A 21,822-nucleotide genomic window follows, 5' to 3' on the forward strand; every position below is an offset into this window, starting at 1 on the left:
CTAGCCTCCCCTGCGGGGCCGGCCCTCCCCACGAGAACCGGCCTCCCCCACCCCTTGCAAACGCTTCTCCGAGAAAGGAAGAACATGAGCAACTACCTGGGCATCGAGTATTCCGTCGAGAACATGCCCGTCCTGGATGGCGACTACGTCCCCTTCGGCGTGTGGATGCGCGAGTACCTCAAAGGCGCCACGCACCCCGTCAAGGTGGCCGTCGAACGCGAGGACGGCCTGATCTCCGTGCGCGAGAGCGCGATCCGCGGCGGCGAGTTCGCCGAGGCCGACCTGCGCTACGTCGAGCGCCTCATCAAGTTCTCGCTGTGGAGCATCGGCGGCTTCAAGGTCTACGTCTGCGGCTGCGACGACATCGCCGAGAAGATCGCCGCCATGTACAGCCCGCAGGGCGCCCGCGCCTTCGACCACGGCTTCGTGGACGACCTCTACGAGAAGGACCTCGAGGTGGTGGCGGTGTCCGAGGCTGACTTCCCCGCCGCCAACGAGGCCCCCAAGGCCATCGGCGGGCACACCGAGGGCTGCCGCATCGGCTTCGACGCGGGCGGCTCCGACCGCAAGGTGTCGGCCGTCATCGACGGCGAGTCGGTGTACTCCGAGGAGGTCGTGTGGTTCCCCAAGGTCACCGAGGACCCCGCCTACCACTTCAACGAGATCGTGACCGCCTTCAAGACGGCCGCCTCCAAGATGCCGCGCGTCGACGCCATCGGCGTGTCCTCCGCGGGCGACTACGTGAACAACCAGCCCATGGTGGCGTCGCTGTTCATCAAGGTGCCGCGCGAGCGCCGCGAGGAGGTCAAGAGCATCTACACGCGCGCCGCCGCCGAGATCGGCGACGTGCCGCTCGTGGTGGCCAACGACGGCGACGTGACGGCGCTGGCGGGCTTCATGTCCACCGGCAAGGGCAACATCCTCGGCATCGCCATGGGCACGTCCGAAGCCGTGGGCTACGTGAACGCCGAGGGCAACGTGCTCGGCTGGATCAACGAGCTGGCCTTCGCGCCGGTCGACCTCGCGCCCACCGCGATGCAGGACGAGTGGTCGGGCGACTTCGGCGTGGGCTGCAAGTACTTCAGCCAGGACTGCGTGATCAAGCTGGCGCCGGCCGCGGGCATCGAGCTTGACCCCGAGCTCTCCCCCGCCGAGAAGCTGAAGGTGGTCCAGGGCCTGGCCAACGAGGGGCATGCCGGCGCGCTCGACATCTTCCGCTCCATCGGCGTGTACCTGGCGCACACCCTCGTGCTGTACAGCGCCTTCTACGAGATCGACACGCTGCTGATCCTGGGTCGCGTGACCTCGGGCGTCGGCGGGGACCTCATCATCAGCGAGTGCAACCGCGTGCTGGGAGAGGAGCACCCCGAGCTGGCGGCGAAGGTGAACGTGACGCTGCCCGACGAGATGATGCGCCGGGTCGGCCAGTCCGTGGCCGCCGCCTCCCTCCCCGAGCTGTAAGGACGAAGTCTGCGCAAGAAGCCCGCGCAAGGCTGAGAGCCCCTGCGAACGAAGAGAGGACCCTCCCTCCGGGGGGTCCTCTCGTTTTCCGGGAAGCCTTCCCGCGGCGCGCGCTGCCGTGCGCCGCAGCGGCCCTACAGCGCCTTGCCGCGGAGGATGACCTGCTTCACCTCGAGCGTCTCCTGGTCGAGCAGGACGGCGTTGGCGACCGCCCCTGCGTCCAGGGTGCCGTAGCGACCCTCCAGCCCCAGGGCGCGCGCCGGGTTGGACGCAGCGGCCTTCACAGCGCTTGCGAGCGGTATCCGCATGTCATGCACCGCGACGTAGAGGCAGCGCATGAGGTCGCTCACCGAGCCGGCGAGCGCGCCGTTGTCGATGCGCGCCTCAAAGCCCTTCACCGTGACGTCCTGCCCGCCGAGGTCGTACACCCCGTCGGGCATGCCCGCGGCGCGCAGCGTGTCCGAGATCAGGATCATGCGGTCATCGCCGAACAGGTTGAACGCCAGGCGCACCATGGCCGGGTGGATGTGCACGCCGTCGGCGATGATCTCAGCCGTCACGTCGTCGCGCTCGGCCGCCGCCGGGATGGGACCGGGCTTGCGGTGGTGCATGGAGTTCATGGCGTTGTACAGGTGCGTGAGGTGCCGCGCGCCCTTCTCGAAGGCGAGCGCGGCCGTGTCGTAGTCGGTGCAGGTGTGCGCGAGCGAGACGCGCACCTCGCCCCCCAGCTCCTCGACGAACTCCATGGCGCCGGGCTCCTCGGGCGCGATGTCGACCAGCTTGATGAGGCCGCCGGACGCCTCCTGGAGGCGGCGGAACATCGCCGCGTCGGGGACGTGCACGTACTCGGGGTTCTGCGCCCCCACCTTCGAGGGCGAGATGAAGGGGCCCTCCATGTTGACGCCCACGAGCTCGGCCTCGTCATCAGCCGGCTCGAAGGCCGCCGCGACGCCCAGCGCGTGCCCGAGTATCTCCTCGGACAGCGTCATGGTGGCCGGGCACATGGCGCCGATGCCGCGCGACGCCTCGTAGGCGCCCATCGCGTGCAGCCCGCCGTCGTCGCCGTCCGACACGTCGCCGCCCGCGGCGCCGTGGAAGTGCAGGTCCACCAAGCCGGGGATCACGTAGCAGCCGGCGGCGTCGATGACGTCACCCGCGCCCGCGCTGTTCGCGCCCGCGCTCGCGGCGCCGGCGGCCGCGTCCGCCTCGGCGAACATGCCGCCCGAGACGAGCACGTCACGCGCGACGAACCCCTCGCCGTCAAACGCCAAGCCGTTCTTGATTATCATGGGCACGTCCTTTCTCGGGACCTACTCGCAGAGCCTTCCGGCCTCCTCGTCGACGATCACCGTCACGTTGGGATGGAACTGCAGGATGGACGCGGGGACCTCGGGCGTCACGGGGCCGAAGAACGCGCGGCGCACGATGTCGGCCTTGCCCTCGCCGTTGGCCACCACGAGGATCTCGCGGGCCTTCATGATGGTGCCGATGCCCATGGTATACGCCTCGCGCGGCACCTCGTCAACGGAGTTGAACAGACGGCTGTTCGCGTTGATGGTGCTCTCGGTGAGCTGCACGCAGTGCGTGGCCTTCGGGAACTCGTCGCACGGCTCGTTGAACCCGATGTGCCCGTTGTGCCCGAGGCCGAGGAGCTGGATGTCCACGCCGCCGGCCGCCTCGATGGCCGCCTCGTACGCAGCGCACGCCTCCTCGGCGTCAGCGCAGGCGCCGTCGGGCACGTGCGTGCGCGCCTTGTCGATGTCCACGTGGTCGAACAGGTTGTCGTTCATGAAGTAGCGGTAGCTCTGGTCGTGGTCGCCGGAAAGACCGCGGTACTCGTCGAGGTTGTACGTCTCCACGTCGGCGAAGCTGATCTCGCCCGCCTCGTAGTCGCTCACCAGATCAGCGTACAGTCCGATGGGGGTCGAGCCCGTGGCCAGGCCCAGCACGCAGCTCGGCTGCTCCTTCACGCGCGCAGCCAGCACGTCGGCGGCGCGGCGGCTCATGTCCTCGTACGATTTCGCGATGATCAGCTTCATGTCGTTATCCCTTCCTTAGGTCCAGAATTGGGCGGTTTCAATTATATCCTGATAGGCCCACGGATAGATGTCCGAGTACCAGCCCGTCTCGGGCACGAAGCACAGAAGCGCGCTGTACAGCACGCTGAGCGCGACCAGCACGAGCAGCACCTTCATGCCGATCACGTGCGCCGTCGAGCCCGCCGCCATGTTCTCGTTCACGATGAACGCCAGGAGCACCACCGCCGCCAGGAACATGAAGCTGAAGTCGGCGTAGTAGCGCTGCAGGATGCCCGCCATCTCCGCGTCGAGCAGGGCCACGAGCACGCCCGAGGCGAGCAGCACCACGATGACGCCCATGATGGTGCGCGTGGAGCGCGCGCGGCGGCGCAGGTCGAGGATGCGGCGCGCGAACGGCAGGATCCACAGCACGGGCAGGCACGCGAAGATGCCGCCGAAGGTGACCTCCTTGATGGTCTGCCCCATGTAGGTGGTGCTGAAGTCCACCGCCTGGATGAACGGGAACGTGCCGGTGACGTTGGGCGGCTGCAGGAAGTACGCGAAGAACGCGGGTGCGAGGCGGCCGACGTTCATGCCGCGCTTGGTCATGTCGTTCACCGTGAGGTTGTAGTTGGCGCCGAAGTCGGTGAGGGACCCGAAGCGCGCGTAGTTGTAGCCCATGATGCCCGCGGCCACCACCACGTACGGCGCGATTAGGCACGCGAACTCGCGCGCGCCCGCCGGGGTGAGCAGGCGGCGCTTCGTGATGTAGGTGCGCCAGAACAGCGGGAACGCCAAGAGCGAGAGCGCGAGCAGCTGCGGGCGGCATCCCGCCACGAGCGCCATGCAGAGCGACCCGGCCAGATACCACGCGCACGCGTGCTTCGAGAGGCGCCCGCGCATCCAGCAGTACAGCCCCCACACCGAGAACGCCAGCCCGCACATGATGGGCAGCGAGTAGAACGTGGGGAACTTCACCAGGTAGAGGATGCCGCAGCAGAACACGAGCGGGATCTGCAGCAGCAGGTAGAGCCCCAGGCTCACGCGCTTGAAGTGGTAGCGCGCGAAGCGGTCGAGCAGCGCCGAGCAGCCGAGGATGAAGGCGAGGGCCGCTATGAGGACGCCGACGGCCGTGGGGAAGCTCGCACCCGTCACCAGGTAGAACGGCAGGTAGAACAGAAGCACCGGCACCACGCCGAAGTACACGTAGTAGTGCCCCTCGTAGTAGGCCACGTCGAACAGGTACGCCTCCCCCGTCTCCTTCTGCGCCTCGTCGCGGGCGCCCTTGTCGTAGGGGTCGGGCATGTCCTGCAGCCACTGGGGCGGCTCCTCGTCGAGGTAGAGCTGGCCCTTGGCCATGGCGCGCGCGAGCTCGGCGTACTGCTGGGCGTTGTCGCCCCCCACCTCGAAGGTGTTCACCACCGAGGTGCCGTCCCACGAGCCGAAGTTGTAGCTCGAGGTGGCCACGCCCACGAGGTTCGACCCGAAGAACAGAAGCGAGCTCACGAGCGCCATCTCGACGGCGACCATCCCGATGACGCCCGCCTTCGAGCGGCGCGGGTTCTCCACGATGTTGATGCGGTAGATCGACGAGCGCGGGCGGAACATGAAGCACAGCAGAAGCAGGCCGAACGCCGCAGTGAAGCGCGCGCCGCTGAAGGTGAAGGGGCAGTGCGCGTTGAGCGAGACCGTCCAGAGCTTGATGGGGTAGGTCACCTCGTCGCCGACGACCTCGATGCGCAGGTTGTTCACGTAGCCCGCGGTGTTGAGGTTGATGTACTCGCTCTCGGTGACGTACGTGGAGACGTCCACCTCGGGCACGCCGACGGTGTACTCGGTGGAGTCGAAGTAGGTGTGGTGCGCGTCGTCGGTGAACTGGACCTTCACGCGCAGGTTCTGCGCCGGCTGGTGCTCGTCGAAGTCGATGCGGATGTTGCGCACCTCGGTGTTGAGGTTCTTGAACTCCATCACGTGGTCGACCGCCGTCAAGCGGAACAGCCCGTCGTCGCCCTTCGCAAGCTCGATCTGGTCCTTCAGGTTGATCGGCTTGTTCGACAGCGTGGCGAAGTAGTTGTAGTTGAAGACGAACACCTCGAGCAGCAGCGCTGCGAGGAAGAGCACCGCCACCGAGCGCACGATGTGGACGATCGACGCGCGGTAGGGCTTGACCGAGCGCTTGTAGGCGTAGGAGATGTTCTGGCGAATGGTAGGCATGTCAGTCCATTATACGAAAAAATCCCGCGCCAGACACGCTGGCGCGGGATCACGTCCCCAAGAGAGCGCAGGTACCGTCAGGGCAGGCGGAGCCTAGAGCTTCAGGGCCTCCTTGACGTCGGCGTAGACCACCTGCGGGTCGCGGTCGCCGTCGATGGTGACGAGCAGCTCGCAGCCGCGGTAGTAGTCGATGAGCGGACTCGTGGACTTCTCGTACACGTCGAGGCGGTTGCGCACCGTGGCCTCGTTGTCGTCGTCGCGCTGGTACATCTCGCCGCCGCACTTCGGGCACGCCGCGTCAGCGGCGGAGCCGATGTGCCCACACTCCTTGCACATGCGGCGCGAGCAGAGGCGGTTCACGATGACCTCGGCCTCCACGTCGATCAGCAGCGCCGCGTCGAGCGGGCGGCCGAGCTCGGCGAGCATGGTGTCGAGCGCCACGGCCTGGGTGGTCGTGCGCGGGAAACCGTCGAGGATGACGCCCTTCTCGGTGTCAGGCTGCTGAATGCGCTCCTTCATGAGGTCGATGATCAGGTCATCCGGCACCAGATCGCCGGCGTCCATGTAGCCCTTGGCCTTCACGCCCAGAGGAGTCTGGTTCTTCACCGCCGCGCGCAGAATGTCACCCGTGGAGATGTGGCACAGGCCCTCCTCTTCGACGAGCTTCGCCGCCTGCGTGCCCTTGCCGGCACCCGGTGCACCCAGCAACACAATGTTCATTTCAGTCGATCCTTTCGATGGTGGACAGATTGGTGGTTCTATTCTAGCAAAAGAGAGGACCCGCCCCTTGCGAGACGGGTCCTCTCTCCAGTTAACGTGCGAGATTTCCCTACTTGAAGAAGCCCTCGTAGTTGTGCTGCTTCAGCTGGCTCTCGACCTTGCTCATGGTGTCGAGCGCGACGCCGATCATGATGAGGATCGAGGTGCCGCCGAACGACTGGATGAGCTGGTTGCCCGTGAAGTAGAAGATGATCGTGGGCACCACGGCGATGAAGGCGATGAACAGGCCGCCCGGCAGCGTGATGCGGTGGATCACGTTCTTGATGTAGGTGACGGTGGCCGAGCCCGGACGCACGCCCGGGATGAAGCCGCCCTGCTTGCGGATGTTGTCAGCCGTCTCCTCGGGGTTGAACACCATGGAGGTGTAGAAGTACGCGAAGAACACGATGAGCACGAGCGTGAGGATCCAGTTCACCACGCCGGTGGAGCACCAGTTCGCGAACGTCGTCAGCCAATCCACGTTGAAGATGGCCGCCAGCTGCGCCGGGAAGTAGATGATGCAGCTCGCGAAGATGATCGGGATGACGCCCGCAGCGTTCACCTTCAGCGGGATGTAGGTGGACTGGCCGCCCATCATCTTGCGTCCCTGGACGCGCTTGGCGTAGTTCACCGGGATGCGGCGCTGCGCGCGCTCCACGTAGATGATCAGCGGGATGCACACGAGCACCACGGCCAGGATCAGGATGGTGAGCGCGATGCCCATGCCCAGATCGCCCGTGAGGTTCACGGACGAGAAGATGGCGGAGGGCACGCGGGACACGATGCTCACGAAGATGATGAGCGACATGCCGTTGCCGATGCCGCGCTGGGTGATGAGCTCGCCCATCCACATGATGAAGGCGGTGCCGGCGACCAGCGTGAATACGATGACGATGTCGGTGACGATCTCGGGGACCTCGGTGGAGAACACCACGCCGTAGGCCGGCGACTTGAACAGCAGCAGGTAGCCGATGGCGTTGATGAGGCCCAGGCCCAGCGTGAGGTAGCGCGTGACCTGCGTGATCTTGCGGCGACCGGAGTCACCCTCACGCGCCCAGCGGCCCACGGCGGGGATGACGCCCTGCATCAGCTGCATGATGATCGATGCGGTGATGTAGGGCATGATGCCCAGCGAGAACACCGAGAAGTTCGACAGCGCACCGCCGGTGAACAGGTCGAGCATCGTCATGGCGACGCCGGTGTCCGCGAAGGCCGTGGCGAAGTCATGGAACGGGATGCCCGGGACCGGCACATAGGCGCCGAAGCGGTAGAGCGCGAGGATCGCCAGCGTGAAGAGGATCTTCTTGCGCAGCTCCGGTACCTTGAACGCGTCTATGATCGAGCTTAGCAAGGCTCTTCGACCTTTCCTCCAGCTGCTTCGATCTTCGCCTTGGCGGAAGCAGAAACCTTATCGACCTTGACCGTGAGGGCCTTGGTGATCTCGCCGTCGCCGAGCACCTTCACGAGCGCGTCGGCATGCTTGATGATGCCCTTGGCGCACAGGGACTCGCCGTCGACGACCTCGCCGGCCTCGTACTTCGCCTCGAGGCGGCTCACGTTCACCGGCAGGTACTCCACGCGGTTGAAGTTGCGGAAGCCGGGGAGCTTCGGCAGACGACGGGCGAGCGGCGTCTGGCCGCCCTCGAAGCCCGGACCCTTGCCACCGCCGGCGCGGGACTTCTGGCCGTTCATGCCGCGGCCGGCCGTCTTGCCATGGCCGGACGCAGGGCCGCGGCCCACACGCTTGCGGTTCTTCTTAGAGCCCTCAGCAGGCTTCAGATCCTTGAGTTCCATTGAGTCAATCTCCTTATTACGCTTCGGGGGAGCAGGTTCGCCCCTCCCCCGATGCTGGCAGCTCGCCGCCAGCAAACTTCCAAATACTATGCCAACGGCGCACCTCATGAGAAGGCGCGCCGAACAGCATTATACCCGAATAAGAACATTAATATGCTCTCATCCATTACAGCCAACTGCCCCTCACATGGACGGCTAAGTCAGCGAGGGTTCGTACGGTGCCTGGAATAGCCCCGCCTTGGGGCCAAGCGGCCTTCGCGCCGCGCCGCGCCCCAAACAAGGGGCTAGGCTAGGTGCCGTACGAAACCGCAGCGTCGGCGTAGAAGTTGAAGAGCTAAAGCTCTTCAACTTCGATAAGATGCTTCACCTTGAAGATCATGCCGCGGACGGACTCGTTGTCCACCTGCTCCACCGTGCGGCCGATCTTGCCGAGGCCGAGAGCCTTGAGCGTCTTGCCCTGGTCGGCCTTGCGACCGATGGCGCTCTTCACCTGCGTGATGCGCAGGGTCTTCTTCGCGTCAGACATTACTTCTGCTCCTTCCAGCCAAAGATCTCGCCGACGGACTTGTCGCGACGAGCGGCAACCTCAGCCGGGCTCTCGAGGGACTTGAGGCCCTCGGCGGCAGCCTTCACGATGTTCATGGCGTTGTCGGTGCCGAGGGACTTGCCGATGACGTTCTTCACGCCGGCAAGCTCGAGCAGCGCGCGGACGGAGCCGCCGGTGATGACGCCGGTACCGGGAACGGCCGGCTTCAGCAGCACGCGGCCGGCGCCGTACTCGCCGAGCACCTCGTGGGGAATGGTGCCGCCCTCGGTCAGCGGGACCGAGAACATGTTCTTCTTCGCGTCCTCGACGCCCTTCTTGATGGCGGTGGGAACCTCGGCGGACTTGCCCATGCCCACGCCGACGCGGCCCTTGCCGTCGCCGACGACCACGAGGGCCGTGAGCTGCATGCGGCGGCCGCCCTTGACGGTCTTGGAAACGCGGTTGATGCTGACGACGCGCTCCTGGAGCTCAGGAACGGCGTTCTCCTGCTGTTGTTTACGAGCCATAAGCTAAAACCCCTTCTAGAATTTCAAACCAGCTTCACGGGCAGCCTCGGCCAGAGCCTTGACGCGTCCGTGATACAGGTGGCCGCCACGGTCGAACACAACTTCCGTCACGCCGTTTTCCAGTGCCAGCTTGCCGGCGATCTCACCGAGGGCAGAGGCGCCCTCGACGTTGCCGCCCCTCTTGCCCGTGGCCTTGAACTCAGGGCCGAGCGTGGAGACGCCGCAGATGGTGGTGTGGGCAACGTCATCGACGAACTGAACGTAGATGTTGTTGTTGCTGCGCGTAACGCACAGACGAGGACGAGCCGCCGTGCCAGAGATCTTCGCGCGAACGCGACGATGGCGACGTGCCAACCCGGCCTGCTTTTTCTGAAGCTTATTCATTGATAATCCCTTCAATCAGATACCGAGCGGACGCTTAGTCCTTGCCAGCCTTGCCAACCTTGCGACGGACATGCTCGCCCTCGTAGCGGATGCCCTTGCCCTTGTAGGGCTCCGGCTTGCGCCACTTGCGGATGTTCGCGGCAACCTGGCCGACCTGCTCCTTGGAGGGGCCGGAGACGACGATCTCGGTCTGGCTGGGAACCTCGAAGGTGATGCCCTCGGGGGCCTCCACCAGAACGGGATGCGAGTAGCCGAGCTGCATCTCGAGGTCCTTGCCCTTGAGCGCGGCGCGGTAGCCGACGCCCACGAGCTGCAGCTTCTTGGAGAAGCCGGCGGACACGCCCTCGACCATGTTGTGGATGAGGGTGCGGGTCAGGCCGTGGAAGCTCTTGGACTCACGGGTGTCATCAGGACGGGAGACGATGATCTCGCTGCCCTCCTGCGTGATGGTCATGCAGGGCTGAAAGGTGCGCGTGAGCTCACCCTTGGGGCCCTTGACGGTCACCGTGGTGCCGTCGATGGTCACGTCAACGCCAGCAGGAACGGTGACGGGCATCTTGCCGATACGAGACATAATGCAATACCTCCCTTTCCTACCAGATGTAAGCGATGACCTCGCCGCCGACGCCCTTCTTGCGGGCATCGCGGTCGGTCATGACGCCGTGACTCGTCGAGATGATTGCCGTGCCGAGGCCGCCGAGCACGCGGGGCAGCTCGTCCTTGCCGGCGTAGATGCGCAGGCCGGGCTTGGAGATGCGCTTGATGCCGCGGATGGTCTTGGCCTTCTTCGGGCCGTACTTCAGCGTGATCTCAAGCGTCGCGCGGGGCTCGCCGTCGATTACCTCGTAACCGCGGATGTAGCCCTCCTGGTCCATGATGCGAGCAATCTCGATGAGCTTCTTGCTCGAGGGCATGGACACCGTTTCCTTGCCGGCAGACTGGGCATTACGCACGCGCGTAAGCATATCTGCGATGGGATCGGTCATTGTCATGTTTGTTTTCTCCTTTGATTCGTGATGAGCCGAGCGTTCGGTTCGTCGGCGCCCTTAGCGCCTCCGCCTTTCACGTCGACACACCCTAAACGTGTGCCAGCTCTTACCAGGAAGACTTGGTCACGCCGGGCAGCTCGCCTTTGTTGGCCAATTCACGCAAGCAGATGCGGCACAGGCCGAACTTGCGATAGTAAGCACGGGGGCGTCCGCAACGCGTGCAGCGGTTGTGCTGACGCGTGGAGAACTTCGGCTCGCGCTTGGCTTTGGCGATCATCGATTTCTTAGCCATGCATTCCTTCTTTCTTGCTTAAAGACCCGAAACCCCATGCTTCAGGTCTTGTTGCCTGAGGTTACGCAAACAAGCCGCCCCTTGCGAGGCGGCTGTCTGGTTTACTTGCTCTTGAACGGGAAGCCCAGCGCGGAAAGCAGCGCGAAGGCGCTCTCGTTATCGTCAGCCGTGGTCACGAACGTGACGTCCATGCCGCGGGTGCGATCAATCTTGTCGTAGTCGATCTCGGGGAAGATCAGCTGCTCGGTGATGCCGAGCGTGTAGTTGCCGCGGCCGTCGAAGCTCTTCGGCGAGATGCCGCGGAAGTCGCGCACGCGGGGAAGGGCGGTCGCCAGCAGGCGATCGAGGAACTCCCACATGCGGTTGCCGCGCAGGGTGACCTTGCAGCCGATGGCCTGGCCCTCGCGCACGTGGAAGCCGGCGATGGACTTCTTGGCGCGGGTGACGCAGGGCTGCTGGCCGGTGATGATGCGCATGTCGTTCATGGCGGCGTCGAGCAGCTTGGAGTCGCCGGCGGCAGCGCCCACGCCCATGTTCACGACGATCTTCTCGAGACGCGGAACCTGGTTGATGTTGGTGATGCCGAGCTCGCTCTCGAGCTTGGCGACGATCTCGTTCTGATACTTTTCCTTCAAACGAGGAGCCATAGGTGAAACCTTTCCGTCGATGAATTAAACGCGGGATTTCCGACCCCGCGTCCCTGGTATCCCAGGGCCATAGAGCGCATGGGCGCCCGAAGAAGAGACTTTACCTGAAAGCCCCTCCCCGGTCAACCCATGCGCTCAAAATAGCGTTCTGCCGCCGCTCTTGCGGCGGCAGAAAATTATCTCTCATCCCCTACGAGGGTGAGCTTGGCGAGTGCAGGAGACGTGGCTAGCGGAGGGAGTTGGCTTCGTCCAACGACCGGAGCTAGACGCGGCTCCTGTGCCGCCAAGGTCGGCCTAGTCGATGTCCTTGCCGCACTTCTTGCAGACGCGGACCTTCTTGCCGGCCTCGTTCACGCGCTTGGAGACGCGGGACGCCTGGTTGCAGTGCGGGCACACCAGCATCACGTTGGAGACGTGGATGGGGGCCTCAACGGTGGAGATGCCGCCCTGCGGGTTCGCCTGAGTCGGGCGCATGGCCTTCTTCATCATGTTGGCGCCCTCGACGACCACGCGCTGCTTCTGCGGGATCGAGCGCAGGATCTTGCCCTGCTTGCCCTTGTCCTTGCCGCACAGGATCTTGACGGTATCGCCCTTCTTCACATGCATTTTCATGACTGACACCTCCCTTAGAGCGTTTCCGGTGCCAGAGACACGATCTTCATGTACTTCTTGTCGCGGAGCTCGCGAGCGACGGGCCCGAAGATGCGGGTGCCGCGCGGAGAGCCGTCGTTGTTGATCAGAACGGCGGCGTTCTGGTCGAAGCGGATGTAGGAGCCGTCGGCGCGACGGACCTCCTTCTTCACGCGCACGATCACGCAGCGGACGACCTCGCCCTTCTTCACGTTACCGTTGGGCATAGCCTCTTTCACGCTGCAGATGATCACATCACCGAGGCCCGCATAGCGGCGCTTGGAGCCGCCGAGGACCTTGATGCACTGCACCTTGCGAGCGCCGGAGTTGTCGGCCACCGCGAGCATGGATTGCATCTGAATCATATGCTTTACCTAACTTTCCTAAAAAGATAGCTGCATGCAACGCACACGCGCTATTTGGCCTTCTCGACGATCTTCACGAGGCGCCAGCGCTTCATCTTGGACAGCGGGCGCGTCTCCATGATCTGAACGGTGTCGCCGACGCCGGCTTCGTTGTTCTCATCATGGGCATGGAACTTCTTCGTGGTGGTCATCATCTTGCCGTACACCGGATGGGGCTTGCGCTGCTCGACGGCTACCACGATGGTCTTGTCATTGGTGTCGCTGACCACGACGCCCTGACGGACCTTACGCAAATTGCGCTCTTCAGTCATTTCTCACACCTTCCCTTAAGCTACGCGCTCAGCTCACGAGCACGCATCTCGGTCTGGATGCGCGCGATGTCCTTCTTAACCTGCTTGACGCGGGCGGTGTTGTCGAGCTGGCTCGTGGCCATCTGGAAGCGCAGGTTGAACAGCTCAGCGCGCGCCTCCTTCAACTTCGCCTGCAGGTCTTCGGCAGAAAGTTCACGAATCTCTGCTGCTTTCATTTATTCCTGCCCTTCCGTCTCGCGAGTGACAATCTTGCACTTGATGGGCAGCTTGTTGATGGCGAGGCGCAGGGCCTCCTTGGCCGTCTCCTCGTCAACGCCGTCGATCTCGAACATGATGCGACCCGGCTTGACGACAGCTACCCAGCCCTCGGGGTTGCCCTTGCCGGAACCCATGCGGGTCTCGGCGGGCTTCGAGGTGATCGGCTTGTCGGGGAAGATCGTGATCCACACCTTGCCGCCACGCTTCATGTAGCGGGTCATGGCGATACGAGCTGCCTCGATCTGGCGGTTGGTGATCCAGTGGGCCTCAAGGGCCTGGATGCCGTAAGAACCGTGGTTCAGGCGCGTGCCGCCCTTGGCCTTGCCCTTCATGGAACCACGCTGCACCTTGCGGTGCTTGACGCGCTTAGGTACGAGCATTACTTGTGCCCCCTCTCGTTACGATCGTTGCGACGGCGGCTCGGGCGGGAGCTTCCCTCGAGAGCCGGCTGCGGAGCCTTCTGGCCGGGGAGCACGTCGCCGTGGTAGACCCACACCTGGACGCCGATGGAGCCCATGGTGGTGGCGGCGGTGGCGAAGCCGTAGTCGATCTTGGCGCGCAGGGTGTGCAGCGGCACGCGACCCTCGCGGTACCACTCGCGGCGGCTCATCTCGGCGCCGCCGAGGCGGCCGGAGCACTGGATGCGGATGCCCTTGGCACCGGACTTGCGGGCGGACTGGACGGCCTTGCGCATGGCGCGACGGAAGGCGACGCGGCCCTCGAGCTGCTCGGCCACGGACTGGGCGATCAGCACGGCGTCAAGCTCGGGGCGCTTGATCTCGACGACCTCGACGGAGACGGGGCCGGAGGCGACCTTCTCGAGCTTCTTGCGCAGGGCGTCGATCTCGGCGCCCTTCTTGCCGATGACCACGCCCGGGCGGGCCGTGGTGATGATGACCTTGATCTTGTCGCCGGCGCGCTCGATCTCAACCTTGGAGACAGCGGCACGGGCAAGGTAGGTGTCCAGGAACTTGCGGATGGCAAGATCGTTCTCGAGGGTAGCGGCGTAGTTCTTGTCGGCGTACCAACGGCTGCGCCAATCCTCGGTGATACCCAGGCGGAACCCAGTAGGGCTGACTTTCTGACCCATGGACTTTATGCCTCCTCTCGCGGTGCGACGATGATGGTGATGTGGCTGGTGCGCTTGTTGATGCGCGACGCGGAGCCTTTGGCACGCGGGCGGATGCGCTTCAGCGTCGGGCCCTCGTCCACGTAGGCGGCCTTCACGACGAGCGTGTCGGCGCGCAGGTGGTTGTTGTGCTCAGCGTTGGCCACGGCGGAGTTGAGCGTCTTCTCGACGGTCTCCGCGATGGCGCGGTTGGTAAATGCCAGAATCTCACGAGCCTGCTCGACGGACTTGCCGCGAACCAGGTCGACAACGACGCGAGCCTTGCGAGGGGAGACGCGAACGTAGCGGGATACTGCCTTAACTTCCATTGTTCACCCCTATCCTATCGCTTCTTGCCCTTGTCGGCCGAATGACCCTTGAACGTGCGGGTCGGGGCGAACTCGCCCAGCTTGTGGCCAACCATGGACTCGGTGATGTATACCGGCACGTGCTTGCGACCATCGTGAACGGCGATGGTGTGGCCGACCATCTCGGGGAAGATGGTGCTGGCACGGGACCAGGTCTTGATGACGTTCTTTTCGCCAGCCGCGTTCATAGCCTCGATACGACCCAGAAGGCGCGGTTCTACGAAAGGACCCTTTTTCAAACTTCTGCTCACTTTTACTCCTTAAAGTGTCACGCGCTACTTCTTGCGACGGCGAATGATCAAGCGGCTCGACGCCTTCTTGGGGTTGCGGGTGCGATGGCCCTTGGTGGGAACGCCCCACGGCGTGACCGGATGACGGCCAGCGGACTTGTTCTTGCCCTCGCCGCCGCCATGCGGATGGTCGACCGGGTTCATGACGGTGCCGCGGACGGTGGGGCGAACGCCCATCCAGCGCTTGCGGCCGGCCTTGCCGATCTTGATGTTGGAGTGCTCGGCGTTGCCGACCTCGCCGATGGTGGCGCGGCACGTGAGGAGCACGCGGCGCATCTCGGAGGAGGGCATGCGCAGGATGGCGTACTTGCCTTCCTTGCCCATGAGCTGAATGCTGGTGCCAGCGGAGCGGGCGATCGCCGCGCCGCGACCCGGCTGCAGCTCGACGTTGTGGACGAGCGTGCCGACGGGGATGTTGGCCAGCGGCAGAGCGTTGCCGGGCTTGATGTCGGCCTCGGGGCCGCTTACCACCATGTCGCCTACCTTGAGGCCCTTGGGGTGGATGATGTAGCGCTTCTCGCCGTCGACGTAGTGCAGGAGGGCGATGCGAGCCGAGCGGTTGGGATCGTACTCGATCGTGGCGACCTTGGCGGGCACGCCGTCCTTGTTGCGCTTGAAGTCGATGATGCGGTAGCGCTGCTTGTTGCCGCCACCCTGATGACGGGTGGTGATGCGGCCGTAGTTGTTGCGCCCGGCCTTCTTAGGCTTCGGCGCAAGCAGCGACTTCTCCGGCTTCGACGTGGTGATCTCCGCGAAGTCGGAGACCGTCTGGAAGCGTCGGCCGGGGCTTGTCGGCTTGTACTGTTTAATACCCACAGTTCAACCTTTCCTGTACCTTCGAGCTAGCGCGCCTGCGCCCCGCGCCTGGTGACGGCAGGTGGAACGTCGGCGGCAGCTCGCCGAGACCCTTGCTCGCGCGCCTCTCCGCACACCAAGGACCTCCTCTACGTTACATGGCCAGGCGATTGCCGATCATGCGCCGATGGAGGCTCGGCGCCGCGACTCCGTCTAACCACGCGTCCGGGTGTATCCATAACACACGCAGACGCAAAGAGATATTATATGCGCGCGCAGGAAGGATTTCAAGAACGTTTTTTTCCTCTCCCCTTCGCGGGGTTTCGGGAGCTGCGGGGCTTGCGGGGGCGGATGAGGCATTCGGGGCCGTAGCCGATGAGGTCGCGGCGGCCCGCCTTCGCGAGCGCCTCGGCCACCAGGTCGTAGTTGGCGGGGTTGCGGTACTGGATGAGGGCGCGCTGCAGGGCCTTCTCGTGCGGTGAGCGCGGCACGTAGACGGGCTGCATGGTGCGCGGGTCGACGCCGGTGTAGTACATGCAGGTGGAGATGGTCGAGGGCGTGGGGTAGAAGTCCTGCACCTGCTCGGGGTTGTAGCCCATGTCGCGGCAGAACTCGGCGAGCTCGACGGCCTCCTTGAGCGTTGAGCCGGGGTGCGACGACATGAGGTAGGGCACGAGGTACTGCTTCTTGCCCGCGCGCCTGTTCTCAGCCTCGTAGGCGCGCACGAACGCGTCGTACACCGCGCGGGAGGGCTTGCCCATGTGGCGCAGGACCTCGTCGGACACGTGCTCGGGCGCCACCTTGAGCTGGCCCGACACGTGGTGGGCCACGAGCTCGCGCAGGAACGCGGGGTCGGGGTCGGCCATCACGTAGTCGAAGCGGATGCCCGAGCGCACGAACACCTTCTTCACGCCCGGCAGCGCGCGCAGCTTCCGCAGAAGCTCCACGTAGTCGGCGTGGCTCACGTCCATGGCGCGGCAGGGCTCGGGCACAAGGCAGCGCTTGCGCGCGCACGCGCCGCGCTCGAGCTGGTGCGAGCAGGCCGGCGCGCGGAAGTTCGCCGTGGGGCCGCCCACGTCGTGGATGTAGCCCTTGAACCCGGGGTCCTGCGTGATGAGGCGCGCCTCGTCGAGGAGCGACTCGTGGCTGCGCGCCGAGATGACGCGCCCCTGGTGGAACGTGAGCGCGCAGAACGAGCATTCGCCGAAGCAGCCGCGGCAGCTCGCGAGGCTGAACTTCACCTCGGCGATGGCGGGCACGCCGCCGGCCGCGTCGTAGGCGGGGTGCCACGTGCGCGCGTACGGCAGGCGGTAGACCGCGTCCATCTCGGAGGTGGTCAGCGGGGGCGCGGGCGGGTTCTGCACCACGAACTCGTGGTCGGAGTAGGGCTCGACCAGGCGCTTGCCGCGGACGGGATCGGCGTTGTCGTACTGGACGGCGAAGCTCTCGGCGTACTTCAGCTTGTCGGCGCGGATCGCGTCCCACGAGGGCAGGAGCTCGTAGTCGTACACGTGCTCGAGCGAGCGCGCCCGGTACACGGTGCCGTCGATGAACGTGAGGTCGGAGACGGCGAGCCCCGCGGCGAGCGCGTCGGCGATCTGGATGATGGAGTGCTCCCCCATCCCGTAGCTCACGAGGTCGGCGCCTGAGTCGAGCAGGATGGAGCGCTTGAGGGAGTCCGACCAGTAGTCGTAGTGCGCCAGGCGACGCAAGCTCGCCTCGATGCCGCCGAGGATGACGGGCGTCTTCTTGTAGGTGCGGCGGATGAGGTTCGCGTACACCACCGCCGCGTGGTCGGGGCGGCGCCCCGCCTCGCCGCCCGGCGTGAACGCGTCGGCGTGACGGCGCTTCTTGGCCACGGTGTAGTGGTTCACCATGGAGTCCATGTTGCCCGCCGACACCAGAAAGCCCAGGCGCGGCTCGCCGAGCACGGTGACGGAGGCCGGGTCGCGCCAGTCGGGCTGCGCGATGACGCCCACGCGGTAGCCGTGCGCCTCGAGCAGGCGCGTGATGATGGCGTGGCCGAACGAGGGGTGGTCGACGTAGGCGTCGCCCGACACGTACACGAAGTCGAGCTCGTCCCACCCGCGCGCGGCCGCCGCCTCGCGCGTCATGGGCAGGAAGTCAGCGGCCGTGGGGCGCGGCTGCGGGGGCTGCTGCGAGCCGTGGGCGCTGCGAGCGCCCTTCGCGCCGTGGGCGCCGCGAGCGCCGCGAGGGCGCGAAAAGGCCGCAGCCTCCTTTCGCGCGGGGGCTGCGGCCTTGTTCTCTCGGGGCTTCGCGTGCGGCAAGGGCGAGCTACTCCGCGGCTTCCTCGGCTGCGGGCGCCTCAGGCGCTGCGGCAGGTGCCTCCTCGGGATGCTTCACGATCGCGTGCTCGAGCGCCCAGCGGTTGGCCTTCATGCGCTCGGCCGACTCTCGCAGGGCGAAGCCGCGGCCCGACTGCTCGAACTGCTGGCGAATCTGCTTGGGGTTCGCCTGCGGGTTCATCATGCGGCAGGCGGCGTTGATGTCGTCGTCGGTGAGCGTGAGCTTCTCGTGGCGGAACACCGCGTCGAGCGCGAAGCCCTGCACGAGCATCTCGCGCGTCTGGAGCATGAGCATCATGCCGAACTGCTGCTCGCCGCCGTTCTCCTGCACGAACTCCTCCCAGTCCTTGCCCTGCTGCTGCAGGTTGACGCGCAGGTTCTGCACGAGGTTGTCGCGCATGGCCTCGTAGGCCTCGTCGGCGATCTTGCCCTGGAAGCGGCGCCCGAGCTCGGAGGCGACCGCCTGCATGCAGTAGGTGTCGTACTGCTCGCGGTCCTGGCGCTCGAGGTTGCGGCCGATGTCAGCGCGCAGCGCGGCGAGGTCCTTGTACATGGGCATGTTCTTGGCGATCCACTCGTCGTCGATGGCGGGGACCGCCTCCTTCTGGATCTCCTTCACCGTGAGCGTGCAGTCGATGACCTGCGTGATCTCGTTGAAGTCGTCGTCGATGCCGGGGCCCTCGAAGGTGAACTGCTTCGTCTCGCCCGGCTGCATGCCCAGGATCGCCTCGTCGAAGCCCTCGGGCATGTAGCCCTTGCCGGCCGTGTAGGTGCGGCCCTCGGTGCTGAGGCCCTTGAGCTCCTCGCCCTTCTCGAAGCACTTCATGGCGATGAGGCAGCTGTCGCCCTTCTCGACCGGACGGGGGTCGTCTGCGACGAAGGAGGTGTAGCGCTTCGCCATCTCCTCGATCTGCGCGTCGACGACGGCCTCGTTGAAGCGGTAGGGCTGGACGGTGACCTCGACCGGGTCGTACGAGGAGAGCTCGTAGGCGGGCTTCAGCGTGACCTCCACGTCGAAGGAGAACTGGCGGCCGCGCTTGAACGGCGACTTCGGCTCGGCCTTCGGCGGGAACAGAGGCACGATGTTCTTCTTGTCGAGCGCGAGCGGGACGAGCGCCTCGATGGCGCTGGCCTCCACGATGGAGTCGAGGTTCTTGATGCCCATGTGCTCCTCGGCGACCTCGGCGACCGTCTTGCCCTGCTGCGGCTGCAAGCCCATGGACTGGGCGAACGCCACGTGCGCCGCCTGCAGGACGTTGCTGACCTCGTCGACGGTGGCGACGGCCTCGAGGCGGACCTTGCCGGGCTCGAGCTTCTTCTGGTTGACCTTCATGAGGGGTTTCTCTCCTTCGTCTCCCGTGCGCCCTTGCGGGCGCCTCGTTGTGCTTGGGCATCATTCTATCGCAGGAACAGCGCAAAAGCACACGGATTAGGTGTATCCAGCCCTTCCCTACTTGCTTTGGCTCGCGAACGCCGTCGCCGTCGCGCCCCGCGGAGCCATCGGGATCGGGCCGAGCCCGAAGCCCTTGCGAACAGGCTCCCTCGAAGGCGAGCTGTCGTCGTCTGCGAGGTCGTCCTCGTATTTCTTGAGGCGGTGCGAGAACAGCGCGCGGCGAGCCGCCACGCATGCCGCGTAGGCGAGCGTGACGATGATGCCGAGGATGATGTAGAGGTGCACCCAGCAGCTCACGTGGCGCTCGGCCAGCGGGGTGGCCTCGTCGCCGATGTCGGCGAGCGGCGTGGCGTCCTCGCCGATGACGGTCTCGGCCGCGCCCTCGAGCGCGTCGACGAGAGGCGTGATGACGGGGGCAGCCGCCCCGTCAGGCACCGTGCCAGGGATCTGCGCCGGCGTCGGCGGAGTCGGGACCACCGGCAGGATGCTGCCGGGGGTGGTACCGCCGGGAGTCGGCGTGGTGCCGCCGGGAGTGGTACCACCAGGCGTGGTCCCGCCAGGGGTGGTGCCACCGGGGTTGCCCGGCGTGGGGCCCTCGGGGGTAGTGCCGCCGGGCTCTTCGTCATCAGGAGTCGTCCCACTCGGCGTGTCAGGTGCGGGCTCCTCGGGAACAGGAGCAGCCGTGATGGTGAAGTCACCGGGGACAACCGTCACCGAGTAGTTCGGGTTGTCAGCGAAGCTTGCCGTCAGCACGCCGGCATAGGCTCCCACGGCCTCGTCATCGCCGATGCGGCTGTAGGCGATCTCGCCCAGGTCGTCCTCGGCCACAAGCCCAGAGACCGCGCCTGTGAACGTCGGGTCAGCCGAGCCGGCCACCTTGGAGGCATCAGACACCGTGATGGTGACGGGAGCCGGAGTGACGGAGAGAACGTAGCTGCCAGTCGCCGTCCAGTAGTTCGGGTTGGTGGCACGCACCTGAACGGTCATGGGACCCTCATCGGCGTTTATGATAGCAGGCGCGATCTCAGACCACGTAGCTCCACCGTCAACGCTGTATTCAAGCAAAGTGCCCTCGCTAACGCTCGGGACGGCGAAGCCGCCATGCGCGACGCCATCATACACGCCCGTGTAGCCAGTGACGGCCAACGCCAAAGCGTCGGAAGAGGAGATGGTGAAATCAGCGGGCGCGTAGGACACCCGGTAGTTGCCCTGAAGCTCATCGCCGGAGGCGACGATGGCGTTCTCGTAGGTGCCGACCGCCTCATCGGCGCCAGCGCCAGGGCGCGTGACCGCGTAAGTTACCGCATCGAAGCCAATGAGACCCTTGACGTCAGCAGCAAAGACCGGGTCATCGGCGCTATAGACCTTGGTCGAAGCCAAAGCCCTAACCTCAACCAAAGCCGGGGTGATCTGGTAGCTGCGATCAACCACGCCCGAATAGCCGCCTATGCCCGTAACGGTAACTGCGACGGCGCCGACGTTGGTGACGTCGTCGCTGTAGCTCAGCGTGTAGTCAACGTCTTCAACTAGCACCGCGCCCGTAACCGTATTGGTAACTACAACAGGTTCCCTCTGCTCGCTACCGTTGTAGACGGTGTCAGAAGGATTGGAGACGTCGAAGGTGGCTGCGTCGGAGATGTCGGAGGCGGTCACCGTCAGCCTGCCGAGGGTCGCGCTGATCCCGTAGTTGGACTCCTCGGCGGTGCCGTCCCACACCAGGCTGTAGGTGTTGTCGGACGAGCCGACCGCGGTCTGCGTGCCGGTGGTGGCGAAGGTCGCCGTCTCGTCGTTGACGAAGCCGGTGATGGCGCCCTCGGCCGTCAGGGCCGTGCCGTCGTAGGTCTTGCTGGCATCGGGCGTGGTGACGGTGAGGGGCGCGGGGTTGATGGTGATGGAGCCGTCGACGTAGCCGATGTTGAGCTTGGAGGTGACGTCCTCGCCCGCCGCGTTCCTGATCACGAGCGTGTCGCATTTGGCCGCGACGGCGCCCTCGGCGACGTCGGTCGCCGCGGCGCTCGAGGTCGCGGTCTCGACCGTGTAGCCCGTGGGCAGCGCGGAGACCGCCACGGTCGCGCCGTGGGCCTGGCCGTCGTAGGTGAAGACGCCGCCGGTGGTGGTGACCGTGATCTCGTCAGAGCTCTCGCTGACCGTCAGCCTGCCGAGGGTCGCGCTGATCCCGTAGTTGGACTCCTCGGCGGTGCCGTCCCACACCAGGCTGTAGGTGTTGTCGGACGAGCCGACCGCGGTCTGCGTGCCGGTGGTGGCGAAGGTCGCCGTCTCGTCGTTGACGAAGCCGGTGATGGCGCCCTCGGCCGTCAGGGCCGTGCCGTCGTAGGTCTTGCTGGCATCGGGCGTGGTGACGGTGAGGGGCGCGGGGTTGATGGTGA

At 65.4% G+C, this 21,822-nt stretch carries 26 protein-coding genes; 1 reads left to right on the forward strand and 25 read right to left on the reverse strand.

The genetic code is table 11. The features are described 5' to 3' along the window. The first annotated feature begins 84 nt into the window (after positions 1-84). Positions 85-1,461, forward strand: a complete 1,377-nt coding sequence (locus G7Y49_RS03430) for an ROK family protein (protein ID WP_165171212.1) — start codon at positions 85-87, stop codon at positions 1,459-1,461. 134 nt (positions 1,462-1,595) lie between these two features. Here the strand turns inward: G7Y49_RS03430 and nagA are convergent, their stop codons facing one another. The 25 genes from nagA to G7Y49_RS03555 form a co-directional block, all read right to left on the reverse strand. Then, positions 1,596-2,750, reverse strand: a complete 1,155-nt coding sequence (gene nagA / locus G7Y49_RS03435) for an N-acetylglucosamine-6-phosphate deacetylase (protein WP_165171214.1) — start codon at positions 2,748-2,750, stop codon at positions 1,596-1,598. A 21-nt stretch (positions 2,751-2,771) separates the two neighbouring features. After that, positions 2,772-3,500 carry a glucosamine-6-phosphate deaminase gene (nagB, locus tag G7Y49_RS03440; RefSeq protein WP_165171216.1) on the reverse strand — a complete coding sequence of 243 codons (729 nt, stop codon included), beginning with the start codon at positions 3,498-3,500 and terminating at the stop codon, positions 2,772-2,774. A gap of 15 nt (positions 3,501-3,515) precedes the next feature. Beyond that, positions 3,516-5,693 carry a cytochrome C oxidase Cbb3 gene (locus G7Y49_RS03445; RefSeq protein WP_165171218.1) on the reverse strand — a complete coding sequence of 726 codons (2,178 nt, stop codon included), beginning with the start codon at positions 5,691-5,693 and terminating at the stop codon, positions 3,516-3,518. A 93-nt stretch (positions 5,694-5,786) separates the two neighbouring features. Next, positions 5,787-6,413 carry an adenylate kinase gene (locus tag G7Y49_RS03450; RefSeq protein ID WP_165171220.1) on the reverse strand — a complete coding sequence of 209 codons (627 nt, stop codon included), beginning with the start codon at positions 6,411-6,413 and terminating at the stop codon, positions 5,787-5,789. A 109-nt stretch (positions 6,414-6,522) separates the two neighbouring features. Beyond that, positions 6,523-7,803, reverse strand: coding sequence for a preprotein translocase subunit SecY (gene secY / locus G7Y49_RS03455; RefSeq protein ID WP_165171222.1), 1,281 nt, complete (start codon positions 7,801-7,803; stop codon positions 6,523-6,525). Continuing rightward, positions 7,797-8,246 carry a 50S ribosomal protein L15 gene (rplO, locus tag G7Y49_RS03460; protein ID WP_165050157.1) on the reverse strand — a complete coding sequence of 150 codons (450 nt, stop codon included), beginning with the start codon at positions 8,244-8,246 and terminating at the stop codon, positions 7,797-7,799. The genes secY and rplO overlap by 7 nt, the downstream gene beginning before the upstream one ends. Positions 8,247-8,580: 334 nt before the next feature. Continuing rightward, the gene (gene rpmD / locus G7Y49_RS03465; RefSeq protein WP_165171224.1) at positions 8,581-8,772 is read right to left on the reverse strand and encodes a 50S ribosomal protein L30; all 192 of its coding nucleotides are present in this window, start codon (positions 8,770-8,772) and stop codon (positions 8,581-8,583) included. Then, the gene (rpsE, locus tag G7Y49_RS03470; protein ID WP_165050119.1) at positions 8,772-9,299 is read right to left on the reverse strand and encodes a 30S ribosomal protein S5; all 528 of its coding nucleotides are present in this window, start codon (positions 9,297-9,299) and stop codon (positions 8,772-8,774) included. The genes rpmD and rpsE overlap by 1 nt, the downstream gene beginning before the upstream one ends. Positions 9,300-9,314: 15 nt before the next feature. Next, positions 9,315-9,683 (reverse strand): 50S ribosomal protein L18, encoded by a 369-nt coding sequence (rplR, locus tag G7Y49_RS03475; protein WP_165171226.1) that lies wholly within the window; start codon positions 9,681-9,683, stop codon positions 9,315-9,317. A 34-nt stretch (positions 9,684-9,717) separates the two neighbouring features. Next, positions 9,718-10,257, reverse strand: a complete 540-nt coding sequence (rplF, locus tag G7Y49_RS03480; RefSeq protein ID WP_165171228.1) for a 50S ribosomal protein L6 — start codon at positions 10,255-10,257, stop codon at positions 9,718-9,720. Between the two features lie 19 nt (positions 10,258-10,276). Next, positions 10,277-10,675 carry a 30S ribosomal protein S8 gene (gene rpsH, locus G7Y49_RS03485; RefSeq protein ID WP_165050075.1) on the reverse strand — a complete coding sequence of 133 codons (399 nt, stop codon included), beginning with the start codon at positions 10,673-10,675 and terminating at the stop codon, positions 10,277-10,279. A gap of 103 nt (positions 10,676-10,778) precedes the next feature. After that, positions 10,779-10,964, reverse strand: coding sequence for a type Z 30S ribosomal protein S14 (locus G7Y49_RS03490; protein ID WP_103265579.1), 186 nt, complete (start codon positions 10,962-10,964; stop codon positions 10,779-10,781). A 101-nt stretch (positions 10,965-11,065) separates the two neighbouring features. Further along, the gene (gene rplE, locus G7Y49_RS03495) at positions 11,066-11,611 is read right to left on the reverse strand and encodes a 50S ribosomal protein L5 (protein ID WP_165171230.1); all 546 of its coding nucleotides are present in this window, start codon (positions 11,609-11,611) and stop codon (positions 11,066-11,068) included. A 294-nt stretch (positions 11,612-11,905) separates the two neighbouring features. Beyond that, the gene (gene rplX, locus G7Y49_RS03500) at positions 11,906-12,217 is read right to left on the reverse strand and encodes a 50S ribosomal protein L24 (RefSeq protein ID WP_165171250.1); all 312 of its coding nucleotides are present in this window, start codon (positions 12,215-12,217) and stop codon (positions 11,906-11,908) included. 20 nt (positions 12,218-12,237) lie between these two features. Beyond that, entirely contained in the window at positions 12,238-12,606 is a 369-nt protein-coding gene (rplN, locus tag G7Y49_RS03505) for a 50S ribosomal protein L14 (protein ID WP_022740329.1), read from the reverse strand. 50 nt (positions 12,607-12,656) lie between these two features. Beyond that, complete coding sequence (rpsQ, locus tag G7Y49_RS03510) at positions 12,657-12,917, reverse strand: 30S ribosomal protein S17 (protein WP_165171232.1); 261 nt, start codon at positions 12,915-12,917, stop codon at positions 12,657-12,659. Between the two features lie 20 nt (positions 12,918-12,937). Then, positions 12,938-13,132: a 50S ribosomal protein L29 gene (gene rpmC, locus G7Y49_RS03515; RefSeq protein WP_160710048.1), complete on the reverse strand. Its 195-nt coding sequence runs from the start codon at positions 13,130-13,132 to the stop codon at positions 12,938-12,940. Next, entirely contained in the window at positions 13,133-13,555 is a 423-nt protein-coding gene (gene rplP / locus G7Y49_RS03520; protein WP_165050028.1) for a 50S ribosomal protein L16, read from the reverse strand. Further along, the gene (gene rpsC, locus G7Y49_RS03525; protein WP_165049999.1) at positions 13,555-14,265 is read right to left on the reverse strand and encodes a 30S ribosomal protein S3; all 711 of its coding nucleotides are present in this window, start codon (positions 14,263-14,265) and stop codon (positions 13,555-13,557) included. Before rpsC ends, rplP begins: the two co-directional genes overlap by 1 nt. Before the next feature lie 5 nt (positions 14,266-14,270). Continuing rightward, entirely contained in the window at positions 14,271-14,612 is a 342-nt protein-coding gene (gene rplV / locus G7Y49_RS03530) for a 50S ribosomal protein L22 (protein WP_165049990.1), read from the reverse strand. 14 nt (positions 14,613-14,626) lie between these two features. Continuing rightward, the gene (gene rpsS / locus G7Y49_RS03535) at positions 14,627-14,902 is read right to left on the reverse strand and encodes a 30S ribosomal protein S19 (protein WP_165049968.1); all 276 of its coding nucleotides are present in this window, start codon (positions 14,900-14,902) and stop codon (positions 14,627-14,629) included. A 24-nt stretch (positions 14,903-14,926) separates the two neighbouring features. Next, positions 14,927-15,757 carry a 50S ribosomal protein L2 gene (gene rplB / locus G7Y49_RS03540; RefSeq protein WP_165049944.1) on the reverse strand — a complete coding sequence of 277 codons (831 nt, stop codon included), beginning with the start codon at positions 15,755-15,757 and terminating at the stop codon, positions 14,927-14,929. A 266-nt stretch (positions 15,758-16,023) separates the two neighbouring features. Beyond that, on the reverse strand, positions 16,024-18,024 hold the full coding sequence (locus G7Y49_RS03545) for a YgiQ family radical SAM protein (protein WP_241157249.1): 2,001 nt from the start codon (positions 18,022-18,024) through the stop codon (positions 16,024-16,026). A gap of 7 nt (positions 18,025-18,031) precedes the next feature. Next, a complete protein-coding gene (gene tig / locus G7Y49_RS03550) occupies positions 18,032-19,375 on the reverse strand; it encodes a trigger factor (RefSeq protein WP_165171234.1) in 1,344 nt (447 codons plus the stop codon). 117 nt (positions 19,376-19,492) lie between these two features. Next, a partial coding sequence (locus G7Y49_RS03555) for an MBG domain-containing protein (RefSeq protein ID WP_304518551.1) occupies positions 19,493-21,822 on the reverse strand: 2,330 nt, incomplete at its 5' end.

It is taken from the genome of Adlercreutzia sp. ZJ242 (genome assembly GCF_011038995.1).
Classification (GTDB): domain Bacteria; phylum Actinomycetota; class Coriobacteriia; order Coriobacteriales; family Eggerthellaceae; genus CAAEEV01.